General features: G+C 57.2%; 17 protein-coding genes. 10 read left to right on the forward strand and 7 right to left on the reverse strand.

Annotated features, from left to right (window positions below; translation table 11 throughout):
- Positions 1–52: 52 nt before the first annotated feature.
- Entirely contained in the window at positions 53–1,003 is a 951-nt protein-coding gene (locus RE6C_RS11665; RefSeq protein WP_039961830.1) for a glycosyltransferase family 2 protein, read from the reverse strand.
- A gap of 226 nt (positions 1,004–1,229) precedes the next feature.
- Between RE6C_RS11665 and RE6C_RS11675 the strand changes: the two genes are divergently transcribed.
- The gene (locus RE6C_RS11675; RefSeq protein ID WP_008656804.1) at positions 1,230–2,228 is read left to right on the forward strand and encodes an aldo/keto reductase; all 999 of its coding nucleotides are present in this window, start codon (positions 1,230–1,232) and stop codon (positions 2,226–2,228) included.
- Between the two features lies 1 nt (position 2,229).
- Here RE6C_RS11675 and RE6C_RS11680 read toward each other — a convergent pair whose 3' ends face one another.
- A complete protein-coding gene (locus tag RE6C_RS11680) occupies positions 2,230–3,552 on the reverse strand; it encodes a DUF1552 domain-containing protein (RefSeq protein WP_008656807.1) in 1,323 nt (440 codons plus the stop codon).
- Positions 3,549–6,644, reverse strand: coding sequence for a DUF1592 domain-containing protein (locus RE6C_RS11685; RefSeq protein WP_052034949.1), 3,096 nt, complete (start codon positions 6,642–6,644; stop codon positions 3,549–3,551). Before RE6C_RS11685 ends, RE6C_RS11680 begins: the two co-directional genes overlap by 4 nt.
- A gap of 240 nt (positions 6,645–6,884) precedes the next feature.
- On the opposite strand from RE6C_RS11685, the gene RE6C_RS11690 reads away from it, so the two are divergent.
- The 9 genes from RE6C_RS11690 to RE6C_RS11735 all read left to right on the forward strand — a co-directional run bounded on the left by RE6C_RS11690 (position 6,885) and on the right by RE6C_RS11735 (position 16,711).
- Positions 6,885–7,589 carry a tetratricopeptide repeat protein gene (locus tag RE6C_RS11690; RefSeq protein ID WP_008656809.1) on the forward strand — a complete coding sequence of 235 codons (705 nt, stop codon included), beginning with the start codon at positions 6,885–6,887 and terminating at the stop codon, positions 7,587–7,589.
- Entirely contained in the window at positions 7,586–7,855 is a 270-nt protein-coding gene (locus RE6C_RS11695) for a WXG100 family type VII secretion target (protein ID WP_007326182.1), read from the forward strand. Before RE6C_RS11690 ends, RE6C_RS11695 begins: the two co-directional genes overlap by 4 nt.
- Before the next feature lie 325 nt (positions 7,856–8,180).
- On the forward strand, positions 8,181–9,236 hold the full coding sequence (locus RE6C_RS11705) for a sugar phosphate isomerase/epimerase family protein (protein ID WP_008656813.1): 1,056 nt from the start codon (positions 8,181–8,183) through the stop codon (positions 9,234–9,236).
- A 165-nt stretch (positions 9,237–9,401) separates the two neighbouring features.
- A complete protein-coding gene (locus tag RE6C_RS11710) occupies positions 9,402–10,535 on the forward strand; it encodes a Gfo/Idh/MocA family protein (RefSeq protein ID WP_008656814.1) in 1,134 nt (377 codons plus the stop codon).
- The gene (locus RE6C_RS11715) at positions 10,532–11,977 is read left to right on the forward strand and encodes an FAD-binding oxidoreductase (RefSeq protein ID WP_008656815.1); all 1,446 of its coding nucleotides are present in this window, start codon (positions 10,532–10,534) and stop codon (positions 11,975–11,977) included. Before RE6C_RS11710 ends, RE6C_RS11715 begins: the two co-directional genes overlap by 4 nt.
- 7 nt (positions 11,978–11,984) lie before the next feature.
- A complete protein-coding gene (locus tag RE6C_RS11720) occupies positions 11,985–13,199 on the forward strand; it encodes an FAD-binding protein (protein ID WP_236618134.1) in 1,215 nt (404 codons plus the stop codon).
- Positions 13,196–14,515 carry a heterodisulfide reductase-related iron-sulfur binding cluster gene (locus RE6C_RS11725; RefSeq protein WP_008656819.1) on the forward strand — a complete coding sequence of 440 codons (1,320 nt, stop codon included), beginning with the start codon at positions 13,196–13,198 and terminating at the stop codon, positions 14,513–14,515. The genes RE6C_RS11720 and RE6C_RS11725 overlap by 4 nt, the downstream gene beginning before the upstream one ends.
- Before the next feature lie 25 nt (positions 14,516–14,540).
- On the forward strand, positions 14,541–14,942 hold the full coding sequence (locus tag RE6C_RS11730; protein ID WP_008656820.1) for a hypothetical protein: 402 nt from the start codon (positions 14,541–14,543) through the stop codon (positions 14,940–14,942).
- Positions 14,943–15,241: 299 nt separating this feature from the next.
- Positions 15,242–16,711 carry a DEAD/DEAH box helicase gene (locus RE6C_RS11735; protein WP_008656821.1) on the forward strand — a complete coding sequence of 490 codons (1,470 nt, stop codon included), beginning with the start codon at positions 15,242–15,244 and terminating at the stop codon, positions 16,709–16,711.
- A gap of 3 nt (positions 16,712–16,714) precedes the next feature.
- On the opposite strand, the gene RE6C_RS11740 is transcribed toward RE6C_RS11735, so the two are convergent.
- Genes RE6C_RS11740 through RE6C_RS11755 form a run of 4 tightly spaced genes read right to left on the reverse strand, consistent with a single transcriptional unit; the run spans position 16,715 to position 24,187 of the window.
- Entirely contained in the window at positions 16,715–19,477 is a 2,763-nt protein-coding gene (locus RE6C_RS11740; protein WP_008656823.1) for a membrane protein, read from the reverse strand.
- Positions 19,461–19,883: an ExbD/TolR family protein gene (locus tag RE6C_RS11745; protein WP_008656824.1), complete on the reverse strand. Its 423-nt coding sequence runs from the start codon at positions 19,881–19,883 to the stop codon at positions 19,461–19,463. The genes RE6C_RS11740 and RE6C_RS11745 overlap by 17 nt, the downstream gene beginning before the upstream one ends.
- 6 nt (positions 19,884–19,889) lie before the next feature.
- The gene (locus RE6C_RS11750) at positions 19,890–20,807 is read right to left on the reverse strand and encodes a MotA/TolQ/ExbB proton channel family protein (RefSeq protein ID WP_008656826.1); all 918 of its coding nucleotides are present in this window, start codon (positions 20,805–20,807) and stop codon (positions 19,890–19,892) included.
- A gap of 38 nt (positions 20,808–20,845) precedes the next feature.
- On the reverse strand, positions 20,846–24,187 hold the full coding sequence (locus RE6C_RS11755; protein WP_008656827.1) for a tetratricopeptide repeat protein: 3,342 nt from the start codon (positions 24,185–24,187) through the stop codon (positions 20,846–20,848).
- Between the last annotated feature and the right edge of the window lie 31 nt (positions 24,188–24,218).

The raw sequence follows: 24,218 nt of genomic DNA on the forward strand, positions 1-24,218 counted from the left end.
TTGGAAGACCATCGTACAAGCAGTTGGCTGAGCCGGTACGCAACCCGTCCGGCTAAGCCGCACGCCGAAGCGGTTCGCGATGCACGGAAGTCATCGGTAACGTTTCGGGATTGTCATCCACGGACAGAACGCCGGATGTTTGCACGGAACGCGAAATCGCGTTTCCGGCCAACGGAGCGGTCATGCGTCGAAGGCCCGAGATCAAACTGGATGGACGAAGTCCGCCGGCCAGTGTGGTTGTGAGCAACCGTTGGATACCGCGACCCCAACCAGCTGATCCACCGCCGCGGAAGTGATCCGAGATGGCTTGCAGGCGGCGATGGTTTTGGTGGATGCGAAGGTCGTAGTCGAGCACTTCGGTTTCGAAGTCGATGCTCATCACGCTGTCTTCGGCAACGACGCATCGCCAACCTGCTTGCGTGGTCAAGTGACCGTAAGCAAGCGATGCTTCGATCGTGTCGGTACCGCGATAGCTGATCGCCAAACTGCGAAGCAGATCACGACGCCAGAACGACGCGGCCAGAAAGGCTCCTTCGACGCGAGCGGCGGCTTTGCGAGCGACTTGTTTGTCGCCAAATCCGATTGGGCCGCAGGCGGACGAAGCGGTGGTTCGCCAGCCAGCGTGCTCGATGCGTTGCGTTTCCGAGTCACGGACCACGGGCACGACCACACCGGTTTCGTGGCCTTCGAATTGTGCGAGAGCTGCGTCGGTCCAGTTTTCCGTGGCGACGTGGCCATCCGCGACGACGTGCACGAATCGGCCCATCGCCAATTCAGCGGCTTCGGAAATCTGGCGCAGGACGCTGGTCGAACCACTGTCGACGAAACGAACTTCTTCGCCCAAATCAAACGGGTCGTCATAGGTCCCGTCATGAGGCACAATCACCTCGCACCCATCTGGGCGATGCTGCAATACGCTTGCGAGCGAGGATTCGAAAGCCGCGCCATCACCACCATGAGGGACGACGATCGACAAACGCGGGATGTTAGACAAATTTCGCACCACTGCACCTGCCAAGGATTCTGCTTACCGGGCCGACCGAGACCCTCGGTTCGCCGCTGAGAAAGGATTTCGGACGCAACCGTGATTCCAGTTGAGACGATCGGTCCGGTTCATCTCGAAAGCCGGCAAGTTCCTTTTGAGGCAGACGGACCGACCCGATAATCGTCATCGCTTTCCAGACCCTTCCTTTTTCCACCCGCGAATCTCACCACGTGAAACGTTTGCTATGAAACAAGTCCCCCTTGGTCATGATGGTTTTCCCGTTTCGCGACTTGGATTCGGGGGGTGGGCTCTTGGTGGACAATGGGGCGCTCAAGACGACGAGGCTTCCCTCGCTGCACTTCAGCACGCCATCGAACACGGGATCACTTTCATCGACACTGCTCCCGGATACGGGGATGGCCGCAGTGAACAAGTCATCGGTCAGTTCTTGAAACAGCTGCCCGCCGCGATCCGCGAAAAGATTCATGTGGCGACTAAAACGCCACCTTCGGAAGGCCCGTGGCCGCCTAGCCCGTATTGCCGCTGGCAAGATCGATACGGTGCCGCCTACATCCGAGCGAACGTCGAAGAACGCTTGCGAAACCTCGGTGTCGAATGCCTTGATCTGTTGCAACTGCACTCGTGGACGTCGGCTTGGAACGATGATCCGCAGCCACTGCTCGTGCTGCAAAAGCTTCGTCAGGAAGGCAAGATCAACCGCATTGGCTTGTGCACGCCCGAGCAAGATCAGAACTGCGTGATCCAGTTGATGCGAGATGGATTGGTCGACGTGGTTCAGGTCGTGTTCAACATCTTTGAACAAGAACCCGCGGCCCAGTTGTTGCCCGTTGCAGAAGAAACGGGGACCGGAGTGATCGTTCGCGTTTCATTGGACGAAGGTGCCCTGACCGGCAAGTACTCGGCCGATCACCAGTTCCCGGAGGACGACTTCCGGTCCGGTTACTTCGCCGGCGATCGCATGCAGCGGACGGCGAAGCGAGTCGATGCCATTCGCGATGATTTGAAAGAGTTCGGGTTGGACGAACACTATGCATTGGCCGCGACCGCGATTCAGTTCGCCATGTCACCCTCGGCGGTTCAAACCGTGATTGTCGGTATGCGAAATGTCGAACAAGTCGCATTGAACGTGGCGACGGAAGCCTTGCCGGCTTTGCCCGAGGACTTCCTTCGTCGTTTGCAACTGCACCAATGGCGTCGCGGCGTTTGGTACAGCGGCAAGTGAATCACAGACCGGCGAGTGATTGATCCGCGTCGCCGAACTCTTCCATCGGCACTCCCATGCGATCCATGATCGACAGATACATGCTGCAAAGCCGTCGGTCGTCGTCGGATTTTTCGAGGTAGTCCAACACACGACCGGTTTCCATGTTTCCTGACAAGCCACCGGTCAACAGCACCGGCAGTTTGCTGGAATCGTGAGCGTTGCCTGACCACATGCTGGAAAGGAACAACAAACATGAATGGTCCAACACCGTGCCGTCGCCTTCCGCCATCGCGTCCAGCTTGCCGGCCAAGTACGCGTACTGGCTGCAGTAGTATCGCGAAATCCGTTCGTAGGCATCCGAGCGATCGCTGTGCGAAGCCGAATGGTGCGTCGATTTGACGTCCAGGAATGGATAGAACAATCCCGACAAATCACGGTTAAGCAACAGCGTCGCAACACGAGCTTTGTCGGTTTGAAAACCCAACGCAACGATGTCACACATCAATCGCATGTGCTCTCGGATATCTTCTGGCAACCCGTCGTCGGGACGTTTCATTGCATGGATTGGTTTGCCTTGGTCTTTCGCTCGATCACTCGCTTTCGCGTGCGCAGCTCGCATCGACGCCGCACGTTTCTCCACCTCACGAACGCTGCTCAAAAACTCTTCTAACTTGGCTCGGTCGGACACGCTGACTTGTCGTCGCAAAGACGCCGCGTCTTCACCCACTCGGTCCAGAATGCTTTCGTTGCGACGACTGCCCTGATTATCGAACAGTGCGTCAAACGCGAGCGATGGGTAGACCTCCATCGGCACCGGCGAAGTCGCGTTTTGCCACGAAATGTGGGAGCTGTACGCCATCGAGAAATTGGTCTCGTGGTATCCCGTGACCGGTTGCTCACACCCAAGAACCAAACTTGGAACCGCCGTTTGATCTTGGAAATGATTCGCGAGCACTTGGTCCATGCTGATGCCGCCGCGAAGCTCGGATCCTTTCTTGAGCGAAGCACCCGAAAGAATGTTGCCGGTTTGCCCCGGGTGAATGCCCACCCCGGTCGCGTTCTCGTTGAACAGTCCGGTGATGAAGTTCATCTTGTGTTTGAGCGATTCCATGGGAGCCAGGCTTTTGCCCAGCTCCATGTCTTTGCCGGAACCTTTGGCCCACCAGTGATCCGCATTGATCCCGCAACCCATGAACAACGCGGCAAAGCGTTGTGGGGTTTCGGCGGCATCATTTCCAACCATCGTTTCGCGGCCCCAAACCGGGATCGATTCCAACCAAGGCAAAGCCATGGCCACACCGGCACCGCGCAGCAATGTTCGTCGATTGACAGCGTGAGTCATGGAGAAGGTTCCGTTTCTGAATGAGGAGCGTTGTCGACGGAGGCGAGTTGAACGCGTTTGTTGCGAAACGCGGGGCTGGTCACGATCGTTTCGATCATGGACTGAAAACGATAGTCGTTGGCTTCTAAGTTGGTCTGCATCTCAGCGATCAAGGATTCATCTGATAGCTGCAAGGAACGTCCAAGTGCGAAGGCCAAAAGCTTGCGACAAAGATGTTCGACGAAGTCTTTTTCACGGTCGCGGCGAATGTAGTCTCGCAGTCCATCGATGCCGATTCCTTGGCTGCCATCGGGGAACACGACGCTGGCGTCGATCGCACGTCCGCCCAGGTCCGCGTCTCGCATTTCACCAACGGGACCGTAGCCTTCGAAAACCAATCCCATCGAGTCGATTCTCTCGTGGCATCCCGCGCAACTGGGGTGCTCACGGTGCCGAGCGAGAGCTTCGCGGATGGTCAGGTCACCGAGTTTGGATTCGTCTTCGGGCAACTCCGGAACCTCGGCAGGAGGTGCCGGGACGTGCTCGCCGAGGACTCGCTGGACAACCCAGTTGCCTCGTTGCACGGGGCTGGTTCTCAGTCCTGGCGAATTGCGAGTCAAAAACACGCCCATCGGCAATAAACCGCCTCGGCCGTACTCATTGGCGTCGGGCAGCTGAATCCAACCGTCTTCGGAGTCCGACGTTTGCAGCAGCGAGTCAAAGCGTTTTTCGTCGATGCCGTAGTGTGTCGCCAGATCTCGATTGACGAACGTATGTTTCGCGTACAGCAGATCGAGCACTGATCCGTCTCGTTGGATCAGGTCGGTGAAGAATCGCAGAGGTTCTTCCAGCATCGACTGTCGCAGGTCATCCGTGAACGTGGGGAACTTTTCGCGGTCGACTCCGTTGTGCTGATCAAAGCGTCGAAAGTTCAACCAGTTGCCCATGAATTCGCGAACGAAGCCTTGGCTGCGAATGTCGCTCAACATCCGATGTGTTTGCTCGGCGAGAACGTTTGGATCTTGCAGGCGATTCTGTGCCGCAAGTTCCATCAGTTCTTCGTCCGGCATGCTCGACCAAACGAAGTAGCTCAACCGGTTCGCCAACGAATGAGAGTCCAGTGGCTCGACACCGGATGGCAATTTCGAGTCAATCGGGTCAGAGGCGGCCAATTGATTGGTGGGGTCAACGCGGTAGCAAAAATGGGGCGACATCAAAATCCGCACGACGCAATCGCGAATGGATTCTTCGTGGTCGAGTTCGCCCTCGGTTCGCAAGTATTGATAGAACGCGAGCAGGGAATCTTTGTCAGATTGTTTGAGCGGCCGGCGGTAGGCTCGTTCGGCAAACTGCAACATTGCTTCGAGCTGAACGGGTTCAGATTGCTCGCGGATTTCTTCGAGCGAGCGAAAGGTTTTCGACATGTCGTCGAAGTACCGCCGGATCGCCGCGAGAGCTTTCGGGCTCGCTCCAACGCGTTCGGCTTTTTTTGTGTAGGCATCGCACAAACCACGGACCTTCTCTTCCGCGATGCAGTCCTTGTCTTCAGCGCGGTACCGATCGAATTCGCGGTCACGCATGAATTTGGAGTCGGTTCGGTCAAACCAGATGAAGCCCGCGTATTGACGCATGGGAGCGGAAGTCACGAAATCGAGTTCCAACCAAAGGCGATCGAGCGTTTCGCGTTGGTCGTCGGTCAACATCAAGTCGCAAAGGGGAGCGTCGTCGCGGAAGTATCCCATTTGGCTGTGGAAACCGGCGCTCAAGAAGCGGCCCTTGAGCTTCTTTTCCTTCTTTTGGTCCAGGTACACCCGGGCCCGTTCGGACACTAAGAACTGGTCCGGAAACACGCTGCAGAATCGATCCAGCTCATGCGAGAAAGTCTCCTGGTCGGTTTCTGATTCCGGCACGGTCATGGCCGTGACCACGGCGTCTTGCGAGGGAATCTCAAACCGGCTGGGATCGAAACTCTTCATCAGTTCCGGAAGTGGAGGCAGTTGGTCTTTCGCGAATCGCCGACGATTCGCAACGAACTGCCGGTTCTTCCAAAGCACCAACGATTGCGATCCCGGATTCATATCCGGTGCGGTCAGGTTGGGGACATCAGGAATCAAGGATTCACGTAGCGACTCAATGAATTCGGCGATGGCGTCGCAGTGTGCTCGAGCTTCGGATTCGGTGAGGTCATTTTGAGCAACCTCATTCCACATCTGTTTTAAGGCGACAATGGGACCGATGGCTGGTTGTTCGTCATCGTCCTGTTCCGCCTGGAGCAAGTCGTCTAGCACTCGGCAGTACTTTGCGCTGACTCCATGTTGTTGGCATTGCTCATCCAACGAGGCTGCGGACGAAGCCTGCTGGTTCTTCCAGACAACAAACAAGTGGTCGGAGATCTCGGTGTTTTGCTGACGATAGAAATCGATGATTCGGTTGACGCAAAATTTGTCGCGATCAGTGGGCGTGATTACAGGGTGAGGAGAGAACTCCAGTCCCGAAGGCGTGATCGCCATGTGCTCGGCAACGCGCCGAGCTGCCTGCAAGTATTTTTTGAGCAATGCGGGAGACATCGTCAGCGACTCACCGGAGTTGTCGAAGCCGGCTTCGTTGGCTGGGTCGATGGGAAAGTCCGCTGCGGGACGAATGTCGACGCCGGTGAGATCGCGGATGGTGCGATCGTATTCGGCACTGCTGAGTCGCCGGGCGAGCACCAACCCGGGATCGCCGCTGGTTCGTTTTGCTTCTGCCGCTTTGACGGATTCGATCCAAGCGATCACCGCGTCGCGTTGTGCGGCGGAAGGCTGGACGTCGGAATCTTCCGGAGGCATGTCGCCGACTTCCAAACGGTCCAAGACAACCGCCCAGTGACGGAACCGTTTCACGACATCGTCGATGTTTCGGTCCGCACTGAGGTCGAGGTCACCTTCCGCAGATTGGTCGTCATGACACTGCAAGCAATTCTGTTGCAGAAACGGTTGAACCGTGTCTTGAAAGACGGTTTGAAGAGAATCCGATCCGTGACTTGTGGCGCAGCAACAGCCAACAAGAAGGATCAGTGTGAGTCGCATGGAATGCATGGCCGCGTTGTGGTTAGGAGGGAACGCGAATCGGGGCATAGGGTGCGGGGGGACCGCGGCGGGGGCGATCGCGGCCGAGACAACCGACGAACGGGTTAGTCATGATAGCCCATTCCCATCCTAAACGAACCAGTAAACCAAACTGGGGGGCGGCGATTTTGCAATCTGGGCTCGCGTCATCCATACTGAGTGGTCTCTTCTGGCGACGTCAGTTTCGGTTCAACACCGGTTTGCCGGCCTATCGCCCGCTACATGATTCTCATCTCGAGAGCGTTTCTCATGACCGCTGTTCCCACCAATGAAGGAAGCGAGGCGACTGCTGGGCCGACGCGGCGTCAGCAACTCGAACATCATCTGAAGACGTGCCCGACGGATCGTGACAGCTATCTGGAACTGGCCACGATCTACCGCGAAGAAAATCGGCCGTTGCAGGCAGCCAAAATTCTGCGGCAGGCCCATGAGACTTTTCCGGATGATTCGTCGTTGCTGTGGGAACTTGAAGAAGCCCAATTGGCTCGATCGGTGCAGCAATTGGTCGAGGTCCGTGACTTGGCGACTCGACTGGGCAATTCATCCGCGGATCACGAGCTTGAACGCGCGACCGCGGATTGGGGAAATTGCCGGCTGAAGGTTTGCCGGGCTCGGTTGAACCGCGATCCATCGCTGACGTATTTGCGGATGGTATTGGGGGAAGCTCTCTATGACCTGGAACGATACGACGAAGCGATTGATGAGTTGGAGCCTTTGCTGGATTCAGAAACCCATTCGCCGGGAGCTTACCTGCTCACCGGGCGATGCCAGTTGCTACTCAGCCAAGACATGGCGGCGATGAAGTCGTTGCGGCAAGCGTCGATTCGCCGCGCGGTCGTCGGTCCCGCGAAAACTCGTTCGGCTGCTTTGAAGTTGCTGATCGATTTGGCCGACCGTCATGGGCTCAGTGCGAGTTTGCAGTTCTATCAACAATCTCTTCAGGCGATTTCATGAATCAAGCTATCGGTGATCCGGATCAAATTCGCCAGTTTGCATCGCAGTTGGCTCGGTTTGCGGAAGAGCTGCGGCAACGTGGAACGGGCTTGTCGGCGCAGATGAACCAGTTGGAACAGAGCTGGCGGGATGACCAGCAAAGAAAATTCAATCAAGAATTTCAGGATCAATTGCGTCAACTGCAACGGCTTGTGCAGGCGACTGACGAGCATGTTCCGTATCTGATGCGAAAAGCTGATCAATTGGACGCTTATCTCGGGCGTTGATTGCCGAGGAGTGTTGGCAAATCACAGCAATCCGACTGAGCGGCCAAGCCACGATGGGCTGAAACCGCTTTCAGTTCGAGCCGCTTTATGACGAATTCTGTCGGATTGGCGGGCGCGTGGTGTCGTTCGCGTCGCCGGATCGCCGAGGGGTTCTTGCAACGAGCGGTCGCAATGTCCACGCTAGTGACGCGGGAACGAAAAAATCCGACGCCCCATTCACGTAAATGCCGCTTCAGGCACTTCGGTGATATGGCCGATACTTCCCGTCTAAACTTGCGATTCAACCTGACCGCGATCCCACTTTGTTCAAAGGCACTTCCCGACGATGAGCCAGCACCCGAACTCATTTCCAAAATTGCACAACGCTGCTTGGCCCGGAGTGGTCGGCAAGGGCGACGATGATGCCAACCCCATCATTCCCTTGGACGAAATGCTTGACCTGACCGCTGCGGCGGAAGTGGACGGGCGGAAATTCGATGGAGTCGATTTGTTTTTGTTTTCGCCTCACGTTTCCATCGACGCCGATGACGCGGAACTAGAAGCTTTGGCCGACAAGGTTCGCAGCCGATCGTTGAACATCGGAACCGTGGTCGCCCCCGTTTGGGAACCAACCGGCGGCGGAAGTGCGGGCGGCAGTCCCGAAGAAGTCGAGGCATTCTTGAAACAAGTCCGCAAGGGATGCGAGATTGGCAAGAAGCTGCGTGAGCTTGGCGTGCGTCCCTATGGATGCATTCGCTTGGACAGCGCGATGGGTGTGGCCGATTGGGTGAAAGATCCCGATGCCAACCAAAGCAAGATCGCCGACACGTTCAAGGCTGCTTCGGACATCGCCGAAGAGTACGACGAGCGTCTCGCAGCCGAAGGCGAAATTTGCTGGGGTGGAATGCACTCTTGGAAGAAGATGGTCGACTTGCTGGAACGCGTCGGTCACCCCGAGCGTTTCGGTTTCCAAGCTGACATGGCACACACGTTGTTGTACTTGCTTGGCTACAACGCTCCTGAAGATGCGATCCTGCCGCAGGACTTCGACTGGGCCGATCAAGAGAAGAAGGCCGCGGCGTTGAAAGAGCTGACGCATGCCCTGCGACCTTGGACGATTGACTTCCACGTTGCACAAAACGATGCAACCGTGCACGGAACGGGAAGCCACGACAAAACCGGACGTCACTGTTTGCCAAACGATCCCAACGGCAAATTGGACATCGCCACCGACGCGGGCCACTGGCTGCGTGATGAACACGGCGACGTGTTGCAAACCTGCAAGCACATTTGCTGGGACGGATGCATGTTCCCGAACGATGTCATGCATCAACCAAGCACTTGGAACGACATCTTGGCGGCGATGCTGAGCGTTCAAGATGCTCACGGTTGGAACGAGTGATTCGTTCTTATTGAACCGACATTAATGTGAAACAGTGCGACTCATGCCGCACTGCTGAATCGACAAAGTGTCAGGACGCCCACCTTCCGGTCGCGATCAGTGTTGCGGCGGAAGGTTACCTGACCTCCATTCATATTCAATTTCCTACTATTCCCCAATCGACGAATGAAACCTCTGAACATCGGCCTGATCGGCTACGGCTTCATGGGCCGAACGCACACCAACGGATACCGCCAGGCACCTCGCTTCTTTGATCTGGAATACCATCCTGTTTTGAAAGCGGTTTGCGCTCGAAACGAAGAAAAGGCCAAGGCCTTCGCCGAGCAACAAGGTTACGAGTCGGTCGAGACCGATTGGCGAAAGTTGCTCGAACGCGACGACATCGACGCCGTCGACGTATGCGTCCCCAATAACTTGCACAAAGAAATTTCGATCGCCGCCGCGGAAGCCGGCAAGATGGTTTTGTGCGAAAAGCCTTTGGCGATGAACACCGCCGAAGGCATCGAGATGTGCGAAGCGGTCGAAAAGGCCGGCGTTCGCAACATGGTTTGGTACAACTACCGCCGAGTCCCCGCGGTGACGTTGGCGAAACAAATGATCGACGAAGGTCGACTCGGAAAGATTTTCCACTACCGCGCCAACTTCCTGCAGGACTGGACGATCAACGCGGACGTTCCTCAAGGCGGTGCGGCAACGTGGCGTTTGGATGCGGAAGCCGCTGGCAGTGGCGTGACCGGTGACTTGCTGGCCCACTGCATCGACACCGCGTTGTGGCTCAACGGCAGCATCCAAGATGTTTCGGCAGTGACGGAAACGTTTGTCAAAGAACGCGTTCACTCCGAAACCGGTGAAAAGACTCCCGTCAAAATTGATGACGCGTGTGCTTTCCATTGTCACTTCGACAACGGTTCGCTCGGGTTGTTCGAGTCGACCCGATACGCTCGTGGTCACAAAGCGTTGTACACGCTGGAAATCAACGGCGAGCACGGTTCGCTTCGTTGGGATTTGCACGACCTGCATCGTTTGGAATTCTTTGACCACAACGACGACAGCATCGTCCGCGGCTGGCGCAGCATTCACGTCAGCGATGGCGATCAGCCTTACATGGCGAACTGGTGGGTTCCCGGATTGCAGATTGGCTATGAGCACACCTTCGTGCACCAAGTCGCTGACTTCTTGAAGTCATTGGAGTCGGACCAACCCGCCGCTCCAACTTTCCGCGATGCACTGGAAACGCAGCGAGTTTGTGACGCCGTGCTCGACAGTGCCGCAACTCGCAGCTGGAAAGACGTGAAGTGAAAGCCAGCGACCTGACTGGTTTGGCAGAGCTGTTTCCTGCCGATCGGTTTCGAACCGATCCGGCGGCCCAGGCTGCTTTTGAATCAGACGGGTTGCTCGCATACACCGCTCGACCTCGCGGGGTGGTCTTTCCCGAGACCGCTGACGAGGTCGTGTCCGCGGTGCGGTGGTGTTACGAACATCACGTGCCGGTGGTCGCACGAGGCAGCGGCACGGGCCTCTCCGGTGGCGCAATGCCACATCGCGATGGGATTGTGATCGCGCTGAATCGGCTGAACCGAATCTTGCACGTTGATCCCGTCGAACGAACCGCGACGGTTCAGTGCGGGGTGGTGAACCTTGCCGTTTCTCAAGCCGCTCGCCCACACGGGTTGTACTTCGCACCGGATCCTTCCAGCCAATCCGTTTGCACGATTGGCGGCAACATCGCATTCAATTCCGGTGGCGCTCACTGCCTAAAATACGGCATGACCGCCGGTCACACGTTGTCGATGGATGTGGTGCTCGGCGACGGAACCGTGACCAGTATCGGTGGTTCTTCCTTGGAGCACGCCGGTCCGGATACAACCGGTTTTTTGTGCGGCAACGAAGGCATGTTGGGGATCGCGTTGCAAGCCACTCTACGATTGCTGCCGCTGCCGGAGGTCTTCCACACGGTGTTGGTTGGGTACGACGACATCCGCGCCGCCGGGAATGCGGTTGGTGCGATTATCGCCGCGAATTTGTTGCCTGGTGCGATGGAGATCATGGACGCAATGTCGATTCGCGCCGCCGAAGCCGCCGTGGCGTGTGGCTATCCCAAGAACGCGAATAGCGTGCTGATCGTTGAGCTGGAAGGTTCCGCTGAACGTGTCGCGATGGAAAAAGAAATTCTGGCGGAGGTGATCGCGGGCACTCAACCATCTGCGGTGGAGATCGCCGCCAATGATGCGGAGCGGCTGGCGATTTGGAAGGGACGCAAGTCGGTCTTCTCAGCGGCCGGTCGACTGAGCCCTGACTTCATCGTGCAAGATGGTGTCGTTCCGCGGCGCTGTTTGGGCGAAGCCCTCGAACGAATTGAATCGATGAGTCGTGAGTGTGGTGTGCCGGTCGCGAATGTCTTTCATGCTGGCGATGGCAACTTGCACCCGTTGATCATGTACGACGGAAAGATTCCGGGTGCTTTTGATGCGGCCAATGATTTTGCTCATGCGATTCTTCGGTTGTGCATCGAGATGGGCGGATCAATCACGGGCGAGCATGGCGTTGGGATCGAGAAGCGTGGCGTTTTTGCCGAGATGTTTGACGAGCCGACGATCGATTTGATGCACCGCGTGAGAGCGGAGATGGACCCGCATGAGATCTGCAATCGCGGCAAGATGTTTCCGGATGCGGAGTCCCCTGCTCTGTCCACATCGGGATTGCATCCATTGGAAAAAGCGGGGGTGATCTTCCGTGAGTGAATCCGAGATGACTCCCGCGTCTGCGGTGCCCGACGTGGAAGCTCCTGAATCGTTACGGCACTGGACCGATCTGATTCGGGATTGGAAGGCGTCATCATCGTCGACGCATTTGATTCCCGTTGGTGGGTGTAGCAAACCCGGTTTGTCTCGACTGAATAGCGCCGAGTCTGCGGCTTCGGAACCTGTCTCCACGCAACGCTATTCCACGCGGAACCTTTCGGGCATCCTCCAGTACGACCCATCCGAGTTCACCATTTCGGTTGCCTCGGGAACGCCTCTGGAAGAAATCATGGCGGCGCTTTCGGAGAACGGTCAGACTCTGCCCTTTGACCCACCGCGAGCCCCCTTGGGTGCGACGATCGGTGGTTGCGTTGCCTCGGGTTGGAGCGGTCCCGGTCGTTGGAGATACGGTGGCCTGCGTGATTTTATTCTTGCTGCGTCCTTCTTGGATGGTTTGGGCAACGAAGTTCATACCGGCGCACCGGTGGTCAAGAACGCTGCTGGGTTCGACTTTCCAAAGCTGATGGTGGGAAGCCTTGGGCGATTGGGCGTGTTGACGCGGCTGACATTCAAAGTTTTCCCTCAATCGGTCGAACCGAACACTTGGGTCGTGAGGTGCGGCGACCTCGCGTCGGCAACCTTGCACATGCAAACGCTCACGCGGTTGCCGGTGGAATTGGATGCGATTGAGTTGTGCCAGCCAGGAATGACGGATCTGCACGATTGGTCCATCGTGTTGCGAGTACCCGGACCGGAGGCGGTGGCGGAGTCCATCATGGATCGAGTTCAACGCAACGTCGGCGAGGCGGAAGTGCGAAGGTTGTCCGAAGATCATGCCGAAAAGTCGTGGTCGAAATTGTTGCACGTCGAAGGAGAAGTCTCGGTTCGCATTCCGATGACCCCGCGACAAATTGAAACCGTTGTTCAGACATTTCCCAGTGAGCTGACTGAGCTGGGATGGAGGATGCACTTTGGTTTGGCTGGCAATGTCTTGTTCGTCACAGGTGCGGGCGACTTGCAAATTTTGAACTCTTGGTTGATCGAACATGGTCTGGCCGGTTTGTTGCTCAACGCCGGTGACGCTTCGACGCATGGAACGCAAATCGGTATGTGGCGGCATGACGAAGTGGTCGTGCGGGTGGCGAAGGCGATTGATCCTCATCGATGCTTCGCGCCGCTTTTGTTTGGCGAGCCCCTGCACACAAAACGCTTGGAGGCTTGATCGCCATGCAGCATGACATTCCCTTGGATCGTTCTGGCCCCAATGCGGATGCGATGGCGGAAGCTGTCAGCACGTGCATTCGTTGTGGCTTTTGCTTGTCGGCTTGTCCAACCTATGACGTGATGCAACGCGAATCCGACTCGCCTCGCGGACGCATCATCTTGATGAAGGAAGTCTTGGAAGGCGCGATGCCGGCCGACAAAGCTGCACCTCATCTGGATGCTTGCTTGGGATGTTTGGCTTGCGAGCCAGCCTGTCCATCGGGTGTTTCGTATCGACATCTGCTCAGTCCTTACCGATCGCTCGTTCGAGATCGCGTTTCGGCCGCTTGGCCGCAGAGATTGCAACGTTGGCTGACCGCTCAAACCCTGCCGTATCCCAATCGCTTTCGATTCGCTGCACGGATGGGAGTGATCGGCAAGAAGTTTTCCGCGTTGTTGCCTTCGGTGTTGCGACCGATGTTGGAGTTGTTGCCAAGCTCGTTGCCGACCGCGAAACCGCTGCAAGATCACTACGCCGCATCCGGTGAGCAAGTTGGACGAGTTGCATTGCTGGCCGGTTGCGCACAACAGGTCCTGGCACCTGGAATCAATGTCGCCACCATCGCGGTGCTTCGGCACATTGGATTGGAAGTGGTTGTCCCGCCTGAGCAGAGTTGTTGTGGGGCGCTTGCCTGGCACGTGGGCGATGGTGAACGCGCGGCCAAGTTCGCTCGCAACAACGTTCGAGCATTCTCAAGCGATCAGCAACCGATCGACGCGATTGTGACCAACGCGGCTGGCTGCGGATCGGGGATGCAAGAGTACGGGATGATCTTGCGGGGGACGGATGTCGAATCGCAAGCAAAGGCTTTGGCCGCAACGGTGAAGGATGTTTCGGTGGTTGTGTGCGAGCATGCAGATCGGCTCCGATTGAAGCGACCATCGTTTGTTCATGAGGCCGAAGCCATTGTGCGAGTGGCCTATCACGATGCCTGTCACTTGGCCAATGCGCAGGGCGTGCGGCTGCAGCCTCGTGAGGTGCTCTGTCGCATTCCGGATGTTGAGTTGGTGGACGTTGGCGAGTCGCACTTGTGTTGCGGTTCAGCCGGGACTTACAACTTGGATCAACCTGAAACGGCGGATGAACTCGGGCGTCGGAAGGCGAAAGCCGTTTTGGCAACCGGGGCTCCGATTGTCGTCAGCGGAAACATCGGATGCCTGACGCAACTGCAAACACATCTGAATTCGATGGCGACCGAAGCCCATCCGGCACCCCGGGTCATGCACACGATGGAATTTCTCAACGCGTGCCTGGTTGAATCCCCTTCACCGTAAACAATCTTGAGCTGAAGCGACCCCGATGAGTGCGAATGAATTGTCCCTGAGCGAGCTGGAATCGTTGGCTCGTCAAGAAAACGTCCACGGGAAGACCGTCGATTGTCTGCTCGCGTTGCAATCGGACGACGAAGAGGTTCGAACTTGGGCAGTGGAGGCTTTGTCTGGATCGGTAGAGCCGACCGCTGACGAGGAAGAAGAGATGGCGGGATTGTTGGAGACGGTGTTGTACGAAGGCGAGGACGGCGAAAGCTGGAGTCCTCTGGCCGCCGATCAGCTTTACTGGACCGCGACGATGCTCGGGCGATTGCCTCTGATCGATCCCTCCACGACAAAAGTCTTGCAAGAGCTCGCTGAATCCGAGTCCGCCACCCTCGGAGCGGCTGCCAAGCGGGCTCGATCGGTGGTCGGACGATTAGGCGAGTGACAGATTCTCCTTCATCGGATCGCTGGGGGGCAGAAACTCGCATTCCATTGCGTGAAAGCCGATTTGCAATGGACTTTTGGGGGCGGATAGCTAGTCTTTTGCAACAAACCGCCCGCGACGATTTTTTTCGCGACTTGGCGGTCAACGCATCCGGGTTCATTGGGTCCCTGTATCGCTCACATGGTTGTGAACGAGGGGAACACCATCTTGGTCCTGGGGCGAGTTCTTGAGCGACCAGGAAGTGGTTCAACGGGCTCGCTGATTGCACGGCTCACGCTTCACGTGAATCGATTCCCACCTTGGACCCTGTTTTGAACAAATTTGAAGATCTGGGGCTGACTGGCCCTTTGCTGCAAGGCCTCGAGCAAGCCGGCTACGAAACTCCGACCCCCATCCAAGCTCAATCCATCCCCGAAATCCTTGACGGCAACGATGTCCTCGGTGCCGCTCAAACCGGCACGGGCAAAACGGCCGCTTTCGCCTTGCCGATCCTGCAGATCATGTGGGAGGACGATCAAGAACGTCGCGAGCCATCCAAGGGGCGTGGTCGACGGCCCGGACGCCGACCCATCCGCACATTGGTGCTTTCACCGACCCGTGAGTTGTCGGCTCAGATCGAAGCGAACTTTCGGATCTACGGCAAAAAGACACGGCTTCGCAGCACGGTCATTTTCGGAGGTGTCAACCAAAACCCACAAGTTCGTGAATTGCAATCTGGCGTCGACACGTTGGTTGCCACGCCCGGGCGATTGTTGGATTTGGTCAACCAAGGCTTCATCGATTTGAATGATGTCGAAATCTTGGTTCTCGACGAAGCCGACCACATGCTGGACATGGGGTTTCTGCCTGATGTCAAACGCATCTTGAAGTATCTGCCTCGTGATCGGCAGAATCTGTTGTTCTCGGCGACCATGCCGGGACCGATTCGAAAGTTGGCCGACGAAATTTTGGTCGAGCCGGTCACGATTCAAATCGCCCCGCAAAAACCCACTGTCGAACGGATCGAACAATCAATCTGCTTTGTCGCTCAAGCTGACAAGCCGCGATTGCTGAGTCACTTTGTCGAAACCAAGGCTACCGGCTCGACTTTGGTGTTCACTCGCACCAAACACGGTGCCGATGCGGTTGCCAGGCGATTGGTCAAAGCCGGAGTGAAGGCCGCAGCGATTCATGGCAACAAGACTCAAGCCAACCGCGTTCGAACGCTGAATAAATTCAAAAACGATGAACTCGATGTGTTGGTGGCAACCGATGTGGCCGCTCGCGGGATCGACATCGATGGCATCCAAACCGTGATCAACTACGACACGCCCAACACCCCCGAAGCCTACGTTCACCGGATTGGTCGGACGGGACGGGCGGGACGCGAAGGCGAGACGGTGATGTTTTGCGGCGGTCATGAGACCAAATTCTTCATCGCGATTGAGCGTGAAATCAAACTGCAGATTCCTGTCGCGACGGGGTTGCCCGGTTGCCAACCGCGACCGTTGCAAGACCCAGGATCCGGTGACAAAGCAGGCTCACGTTCGGGTGGTCGATCCGGTGGTGGCGGACGAAGCGGCGGTGGTCGCTCGCGTTCCGGCACGGGAGCACAAGGTGGTTCAGGTGGCGGAGCCAAACCCGGTGGTCGTCGCCGTCGCGGGCGAGCCGAAGGCAGCGTCAGCGGCCGCGGAAGCACCGTGGGACGCAAGTCAGCCGGCAGCGAAGCGGGCAAGTCCGGCGGTTCAAAGAAGAATCGCGGACGCGGTGGACGACCCGCATCACGCTGAGTTTTACAGCTCTGGTTGAGCGCCGGTTTCTTCGTAGATAGGCAAGTGCCGGTAGTAAACTTCAAGATTCAGTAGGTTCATGGCAGTGACGTACAAGCGTCCGCCATGAGCACTCCATCGATCCGGCACGGGCAGTTCAGGATCCCAGCTGCCCGCTTCCGGTCCCTGTTTGATCTGGCTGTCGATCAAGACTGGATTGAGGTATTGGTTCCAGTTGTCCCAGTGCTCGCCGCCCATGTGGAACATGACTTGAGTGGCGTAGTACCAGTAGTACGTGTCTCTTTGTGGAGCCCGATTGGTCCCAATACTGGGCGGGAACTTGGCGATGTAGTCGGCCGCTGACTGCATGTCTTCGTTCTCGCGGCTCCATCCCGAGTACATCCGCATCAAAATGCCAACCGCAGTCATGGTGGGCGATGGGCGTCGTCCGTGGGCCTGCGCGGGAGTGTTGGGAGCGAACGGGTTGTATCGGTATCGGTCGCGTTCGGTTGGGCTGGCTTTGGCCAGTTCAAGCCAACGATTGATTCCGGCATAGGTATCCGGCTCAACTTCAAGGCCAGACAATTCGCCGCTTTTGAGTGCCATCATCATCCAACCGGTGACGCTCGTGTCGCTGCTGACCTGAGGCGTGTATCGCCAGCCACCGCGTTGTTTGTGCTGAGTTGCTTCGATGTAATTGAGGCACATCTGAGCCGGTTCACGCAGTTCGCTGTCTTGCGTCATGCCATACGCTTCGCACATCGCCAACGACGCGATGCCGTGAGAATAGAACGCGACGTTTTGATCGCTCAGTGGGTTCTCGCGACGATACAAATCACCATTGGTGCGTTGATTGTCGATTAGAAATTTCAGTCCCTTGGCGACAACCGGTGCGTATTGATGTTGGCGGTGCGTGTAGCCGGCACCTTGATACGCGAGCAAGCACATGCCCGTCGCGGCGGTGTCCGACTGCAGCATTACCGCTTCGCCGTGCCCTTGAAGTGACCAACTGCCGTCTTCGTTTTGCAAGGAAGCGAGATACGCGAGGCCAAGTTCGATTGCTTCTTCGGTGGCCGGGCCGACCATCCCGGCGGGAGCTGGTGCGGCGCCACCGTTGGTACGTTGGACTCGCCGGCTGAATTGTTCCACAGCCGCGATGGACATTCCTGCTGGCGTGACCGGGCCGCCGACGTCACGTCGTTGGCGTGGACCACGGGTGAGGTCCAAAGCCGCGATTTCCACCGGTTCATCGGATGGGACGATACCGGCCTTTTCGGCGCGTTCGACCGATAGCCCAGCCGGACCCTCCGGAGCGTTCAGGTCGAACACCGGATCGGCGGTCATCGCCAATTCGTTCAGCGAAGACTCTGTAGCGCGGGCTGAGTCGCGCGAACGACGATCGTCGCTGAGATCGCGATCCGTCGCCGCGTCAGATGCTTCTCCTTCGGTGTTGTCGGCGGAGGCATCGGCGAGCATCGCTGCGATTGCCCCCGAATCAGGACCCGGTCCTGTTGAACCACTGCGTTGTCCGACGCTGCGTCGTTTGGCGGATCGAGGACGGCTGAGTGCTTGGTTGGTCGCGTCCGGAATTCCGGCCATCGTGGCCAAGCGGGCCGCTTGCGGTAGATCGCCCTGCCCCGTGGTGGGAGCGTTGTCGAGTGCCGCCATCGCGGATTCACCGGGCGACAAAGTCACATTTGCGCCCACCGCTTGGCTGGTTCGCTGAACAGGTGCAAGTTCTGGTGTCAGCATCCGCTCAGCGTCGACCTCGATCTTCGCGATGGAAACGGTCGGCGGAGTTGGAGCGGCTCCCGCCGCGGATTGTCTGGTCGGTCTTTGTCGTTGGCTTCGTTCGCGAGCCAGCCCTGCCGAACCAACAGTTGGCAACGACTCCGCCATCGCACGCATCGTCGGCACGGGTGCCGGGGCGGGGTCGCGGCTGGGTGTTGGTGCCATGTCGGCCGACATGGCGATGGACGCTCCGCTGCGTTGTCGCTTCGCCGCCGCGGACGTTGATTTTTCTGCCGGTGATTGATCCGCCGACGGCGCGACAGACGTATCTATTTCGGGTGCTTGCGGTGCCGATTGCGATTGAGGAGCAGGCTCGGTTGGTTGGCGACGTCGAGCCAATCGAGATGGCGAATCGGATGGTTGCGGCTTTGCCATTTCTGGCTGCACGCGTTCCATCAAAAACTTTTCTGGTTCTCGTGGTTGCTCAACGTTGGGGCGCGGAACTTCCAGTCGAGGTGCCGAGCGTTTCACCGGCGGCATCTGTCGTTGTTCGAGAGGGATGACCTGCGACGTTGTCTCTGCGTCGACGGGCTGCGACCAATCCGGTGTCACCGCATTGGACTCGTCGGGCTTTTGAAACAGGTATTCGGGAACCGTTTTGCGAATCGGTGATCGGTCCGGTTTGACCCCGGCAAATGCCTCCGGAAAGTAGTGCGGAAAGATCATCCACTGCACTGCCAAGACGACCAGCAGCAAGTGGATGAAGATGCTGAAGAGGAAGCCGAGCTGGAATGACTTCTGAACGTACTTCGAAGCGATTTGATGGAGCGTGAACGCGGATACGGCGCCAATTAGCGGCACCGCGATCACGTAGGTCCATGCGTTGTACATCGGACGCGGATCGTCAAACGACAGATAACCCAAAATGATGTACAGGATCAAACCGGTCAACGAAATCAACGCGACGTCGAGCGGCCACATGCGCTCGTCATCGGGATCTGAAATCTCGTCAAAGAAGGTAGGATCTTTGCTCAACGGATCAGCCTGCCGGCCCATCTTTGGTGGAAACCGAGTAGTCGCTCACTCCGGTACGATTGCACACATCCATCACGTTCACGACCGGTTGGAAGCTGGCGTTTTGGTCGGCTCGGATCACGACCGTTTGGTTGGTCGGGTTGCTCGCGACGGCTTTTTGAAGCAGTAGTTCGAGCTCTTTCAGCGGGGTAGCTTTTCCACGGAGGAAGACCGTTCCGTCCGCGTTGATATCCACCACGACCTCGCGAGGTTTGCTGGTCATCGGCACGGCGCTTGTTGCCGAGGGCAGCACGATGTCGAGCTGACGTTCCTCGTCTTCAAACTCGCTGGTCACCAGAAAGAAGATCAGCAACAAGAAAACCACGTCGATCAACGGGGTCAGACTGAGTGTCCCGGCGACGTTGGATCGTTTGAGTTGTACAGCCATGATCGATCACGAAGTGGTGACGGGAGGCGGCGAATGGATGGCCATCGGCGGTGGCGCACCGTTGTCGAGCGGACGCAATTGTCCTTCGGCGTCCATTCGGGATCGACCGACGAACCGCACCAAACCGGGAGCGATGGTGAATGCCATCTCCTCAATGCGATGAAACAACTTAGCGATGCGGTTCTCGAGATACTGAGCCAGGATGGCGGCGGGAATGGCAACGGCCAGTCCAGCCAGCGTGGTCACGAGTGCCGTGTAGATCCCTTCTGACAATTGTTCGCTGCGGCTGCGATCAGCGGTCAGTGTGCTGGACTCATGGAAGGCGACGATCATGCCCCACACCGTGCCAAGCAAACCCATCAAGGGTGTCGCCGCAGCGGCAAGTGTCAGCCAACGAACGGGACCGGCGTAACGATCCGCTTCGCGTTGCAGAGCGTCGCTGGCAGTGCGTTCAATGTCACCGAGTGGTTGGCCGGTCCGCATCAGCATCGCTGAAATCACGCGAGCGGCAGGCGAAGGGTTTTCGACGCAAATCTCTTGGGCGGTACTGGGCGGAAACGTTTCGTGCGTCGCGGCCAAGTCGCTGATTTGGTTGACGAGCGACCGAGGCAAAATCTTTTCCGTGCGAAGCGACAACGTTCGTTCAACCGACAGTGTCACAACCAACATGCTCATCAATCCGATCGGGATCATGAACCGACCGCCGCGTGCGATCAACGACAGCAGGTCGATCCCTGATGGTTGATCAGATCCTGGTTGTTGGATCGGTTCGTCGTTCATCACGGATTGGATGTCAGAAGCATCAACGATGCCCCCTGTCGCACCGGCTGGTTCCGCAGCGTCTTGAGCCGACACGGTTTGTGACTGGAACTGTTCCGGTACCGCGGTGATCAACAATGCGGCCCACAAGACAGCGATGACCAATGTCGTGCGCCGTCGTCTGCGGTCGTTGGAAAGGAATCTCACGGTGCTTTCAGTGCCTCCGCCCGTTGCTTGGCCTTGGTGGCCAATTCATGCCCGGGGTGTTGATCGATCACGTACTGGTAAAAATCCTTGGCGAACTCGGCTGCCTTTGCTTTGGCAGCATCCGTTTGCGCTGACTGCTGGAGCAGTTCCGCACACCGACCCGCTTCAAACCCGCTCTTAGCCTGCCAATTCTTGATGACTGGGTCCGCCTTGTCCGCCCCAAATCCAAACATGACTCGCTGAAATTCTGGAATCGCTTTGTCGAACGTTTTATTCGCGAAGTAAATTTCACCCATCATGAACCGAGCTCGAGCGGCAATCTCGCTCCGGAAATTGTCCGCCACCTCGGAATAAAATTTCAATGCCTTTTCGTCATCTCCTGCGTTTTGGGCGGCGAATCCGATCTCGTAGAACACTTGGGGAAGATAGGTCGTGGCTGGGAATCGTTCTCGGAGAGCGTCGTACCATCCGATCGCGTCCTCATATTGACCCAATTGGGCGGCACTCTGGCCTCCGTGCAGCAGAATCAATTCGCGAACCTGGCGTTCGGCTTTGTCACGGACCGTTTTCGCGGAATCATTGTCGGCTTCGATTTTCTCGCGTGCCTTGGTGTAAGCCCGCAGAGCGGTTTCGTACTGTTCCTGTTTGAAACGTGATTCGCCAATCATCATCATCGAATCCAGCAGCAAACCGCCCTGCTGCACTTCGACGTATTGGCGTTTGAAGGCGGCTTCCGCTTCGGCGTACTTCTGTTGCTTGTAAAAGGACCATCCCAACCGATACAGCGATTTCTCTTTCAAATCCAAATCATTGGATTTGTCGGCTGCGATTTGAAATGCGTCCGCCGCTTCGACCCACTGCGAATTGCGATAGTGGTCTTGCCCGACAAAGTAAGCCGCGTCGGCGACCAATGCGTTGTCTGGGTACTTCGCGATCAGTTGTTCAAACTTGGTGAGAGCCTGATCCTCTTGTCCACTTTCACGAAGTGACCAACCGAGTTCGTAAAGTACCTTGTCCATGTCGGGATAGTCAGGGACTTCGTCGACAATCCGTTGCAAGGATTCAGCTGCTTTGACGGTTTGCGATGCGTTTTGATCCAGCAACGCCAGTTCGTACAGCGCGTGTCCGAGGTTGTTGCCGGTTGGCTTTGTTTCCAAGAACGCGTTCAAGTCGTTTCGCGAATCGGCGTCTCGATTCAAGTGTCGGTAGGCAATGCCTCGCGAGAGCAACGCATCGTCGCTCAGGGCGTGATCGGGGTTTTGATCAATCAGCTCTGAGAAAGACTTGGCGGCTTGCTCGTGTTGTTGCGATTGCAGTTCAGCCATGCCTTTGGCATAGCGGGCAAAAGGCAGCAAGCCAGCATCTCGTTTGGATGTCAGAATCGGTTCGAAGTATTCAATGGCGGCTGCGTATTCCTGTTCGCCGTTGGCCAATTGCCCAAGTTTGTAGCGGGCTTGATCGGCCATGCGACTTTCGCCGTTGCTGCGGATGAGTTCTTTCCAGATGCCTTCGGCCGCTTTGCGATTTCCTGCCGTCAGTTGCGATTGACCGGCCATCAGAAAGGCTTCGTCCGATCGGGCCCATTGAGGTGCGGCCTCTCGACTGGCCTGGAATGTTTGGGCAGCTTGAGCGGCATCTCCGCTGGACAATTCTGCTTGGCCGGCCAGCAGCAATGCTTCCGCCTTCTGCTCCGGCGTGTTCATCGCCTCTAGGTTTTCGCGAACCAACTTGGCTGTCTTTGCCGGTTCGCCGGCCGCTTTCCAAGCCGTTGCTCCACGCAAAATCCATGTTGCACGTTGGGGATGATCGCGGTGTTTGGTGTTGCTGATCAACGTTTGGTAACGCTCGGCCGCGGAGGACGCGTCGCCGGATGCGAGCAAAGCCTCCGCACCAACAAACAATGCGTCCGGTGCGAGTGGATCATCTGAAAACTTGGATTCAAACGTGTCAGCCAGCTTCACGGCTTGTTCGGTATTTCCAAGTTGAAGTGCGACGAACGCTGCGTTGTAGAGCGCGCGTGGTGCGAGGGGATGGTCCGAATGTTCGTTTGCGACTGACTGGTATCGTTCAAAGGCGTCGTTCAAACGGTCAGGTTGCAGCGACAATGCTTCCGCTGCATCCAGTTTGAGGGCGACGGCAAAGTTGCCTTGTGGACCTTTGGCGATCACTTCCGACGCGACATCGTAGGCGGATTTGGCCGCTTCCGCAGTTTTGGCAGGGTCGCGATTGGCGATGCCCAGATCGATTCGAGCCAGCCAGTGTGCCGCTTCAGTCGCGGCGACAGGGTCGGTCCCTTTCAAAACGTCGCGGAATCGCGAAGCGGCACCAGTTAAGTCTCCCGCTTGATAGAGCGTTTGAGCGGAAGCCAGCGTTGCCGCGGCAGCGTAGGGTGATTGCGGGAATTGTGTCAGAAGCTTTTCGTATGACGCGGACGCTTTCGCGGGATCACGGTCTTGGGCGTACGCGTAGCCTTGGCGAAAAAAGGAGTAGGCTTTGTCTTCCGCGGTTGCATCGGCGTTGGTTGCGACCGAATCAAAACGCTTGACGGCTTGCTGCATTTCGCCCTGCAACAAATGCATGTCGCCCATGCGGATCTCGACATCGACCACCAAGTCCGAGTCGGCGCATGCTTGGAGCAGCTGTTGGTAGGAGGATTGGGCTTGGTCGTAATTCTTTTGTTCCTCCAACGCGACGCCTCGAGCGTACAAAGCGTCACATCGCAGCGCGGAACTCACAATGTCGTCCAGTTTCATCATCGCGTTGTAGGACTCAATGGCTTTGTCCAGTTCACCGAGCGCGTATTGAGCTTCGCCTCGATAGAAGTACGCCCGGTCGAGTAACCGTGAATCAGGGATGTCCTTGATCAGCGTGTCGTAGGTCGCGATCGATTCGCGGAGCAATTTCGGATCCGCTTCTTCACCCGTCCCGGCAGCTGCGTAGAGACACCAACCTCGGTTGGACAAGCTTTCTTCGCGAAGGTCGTACTTGGTGTCTTCCAAAGCGACTTTGAAGGCTTCAGCGGCGGCCTTCAAATCGGGCGTGTCTTGCTGCATGTAGCAAACACCTAAGTAGTGCGATGCTTTGGATGCCAGCGGGCTGCTCGGGTATTCCTTCAGGAATTTCTTCCAGGTGTCGACCGCCAATCCGATCGCACCGTTGGTTTGGAAGTTGGCTGCGTCTGCATAAAGAGCAACGGCCGCCGAATCTTCAACGGGCTCATCCTGAGCAACCAGGCGATGCTCCGGCCCGTTCGAGGCCGCGATGATCGCTAGCAACAAGCCAGCGACGCGGAGGAAACGCGAATGGCCGAACAACGGAGTTCGAACGGTGGATGGCATGGCAGCAGATAGCGAGTGCGAGAAGCGAATC

The sequence above is a fragment of the Rhodopirellula europaea 6C genome, assembly GCF_000338295.1.
Taxonomy (GTDB): Bacteria; Planctomycetota; Planctomycetia; order Pirellulales; family Pirellulaceae; genus Rhodopirellula; species Rhodopirellula europaea.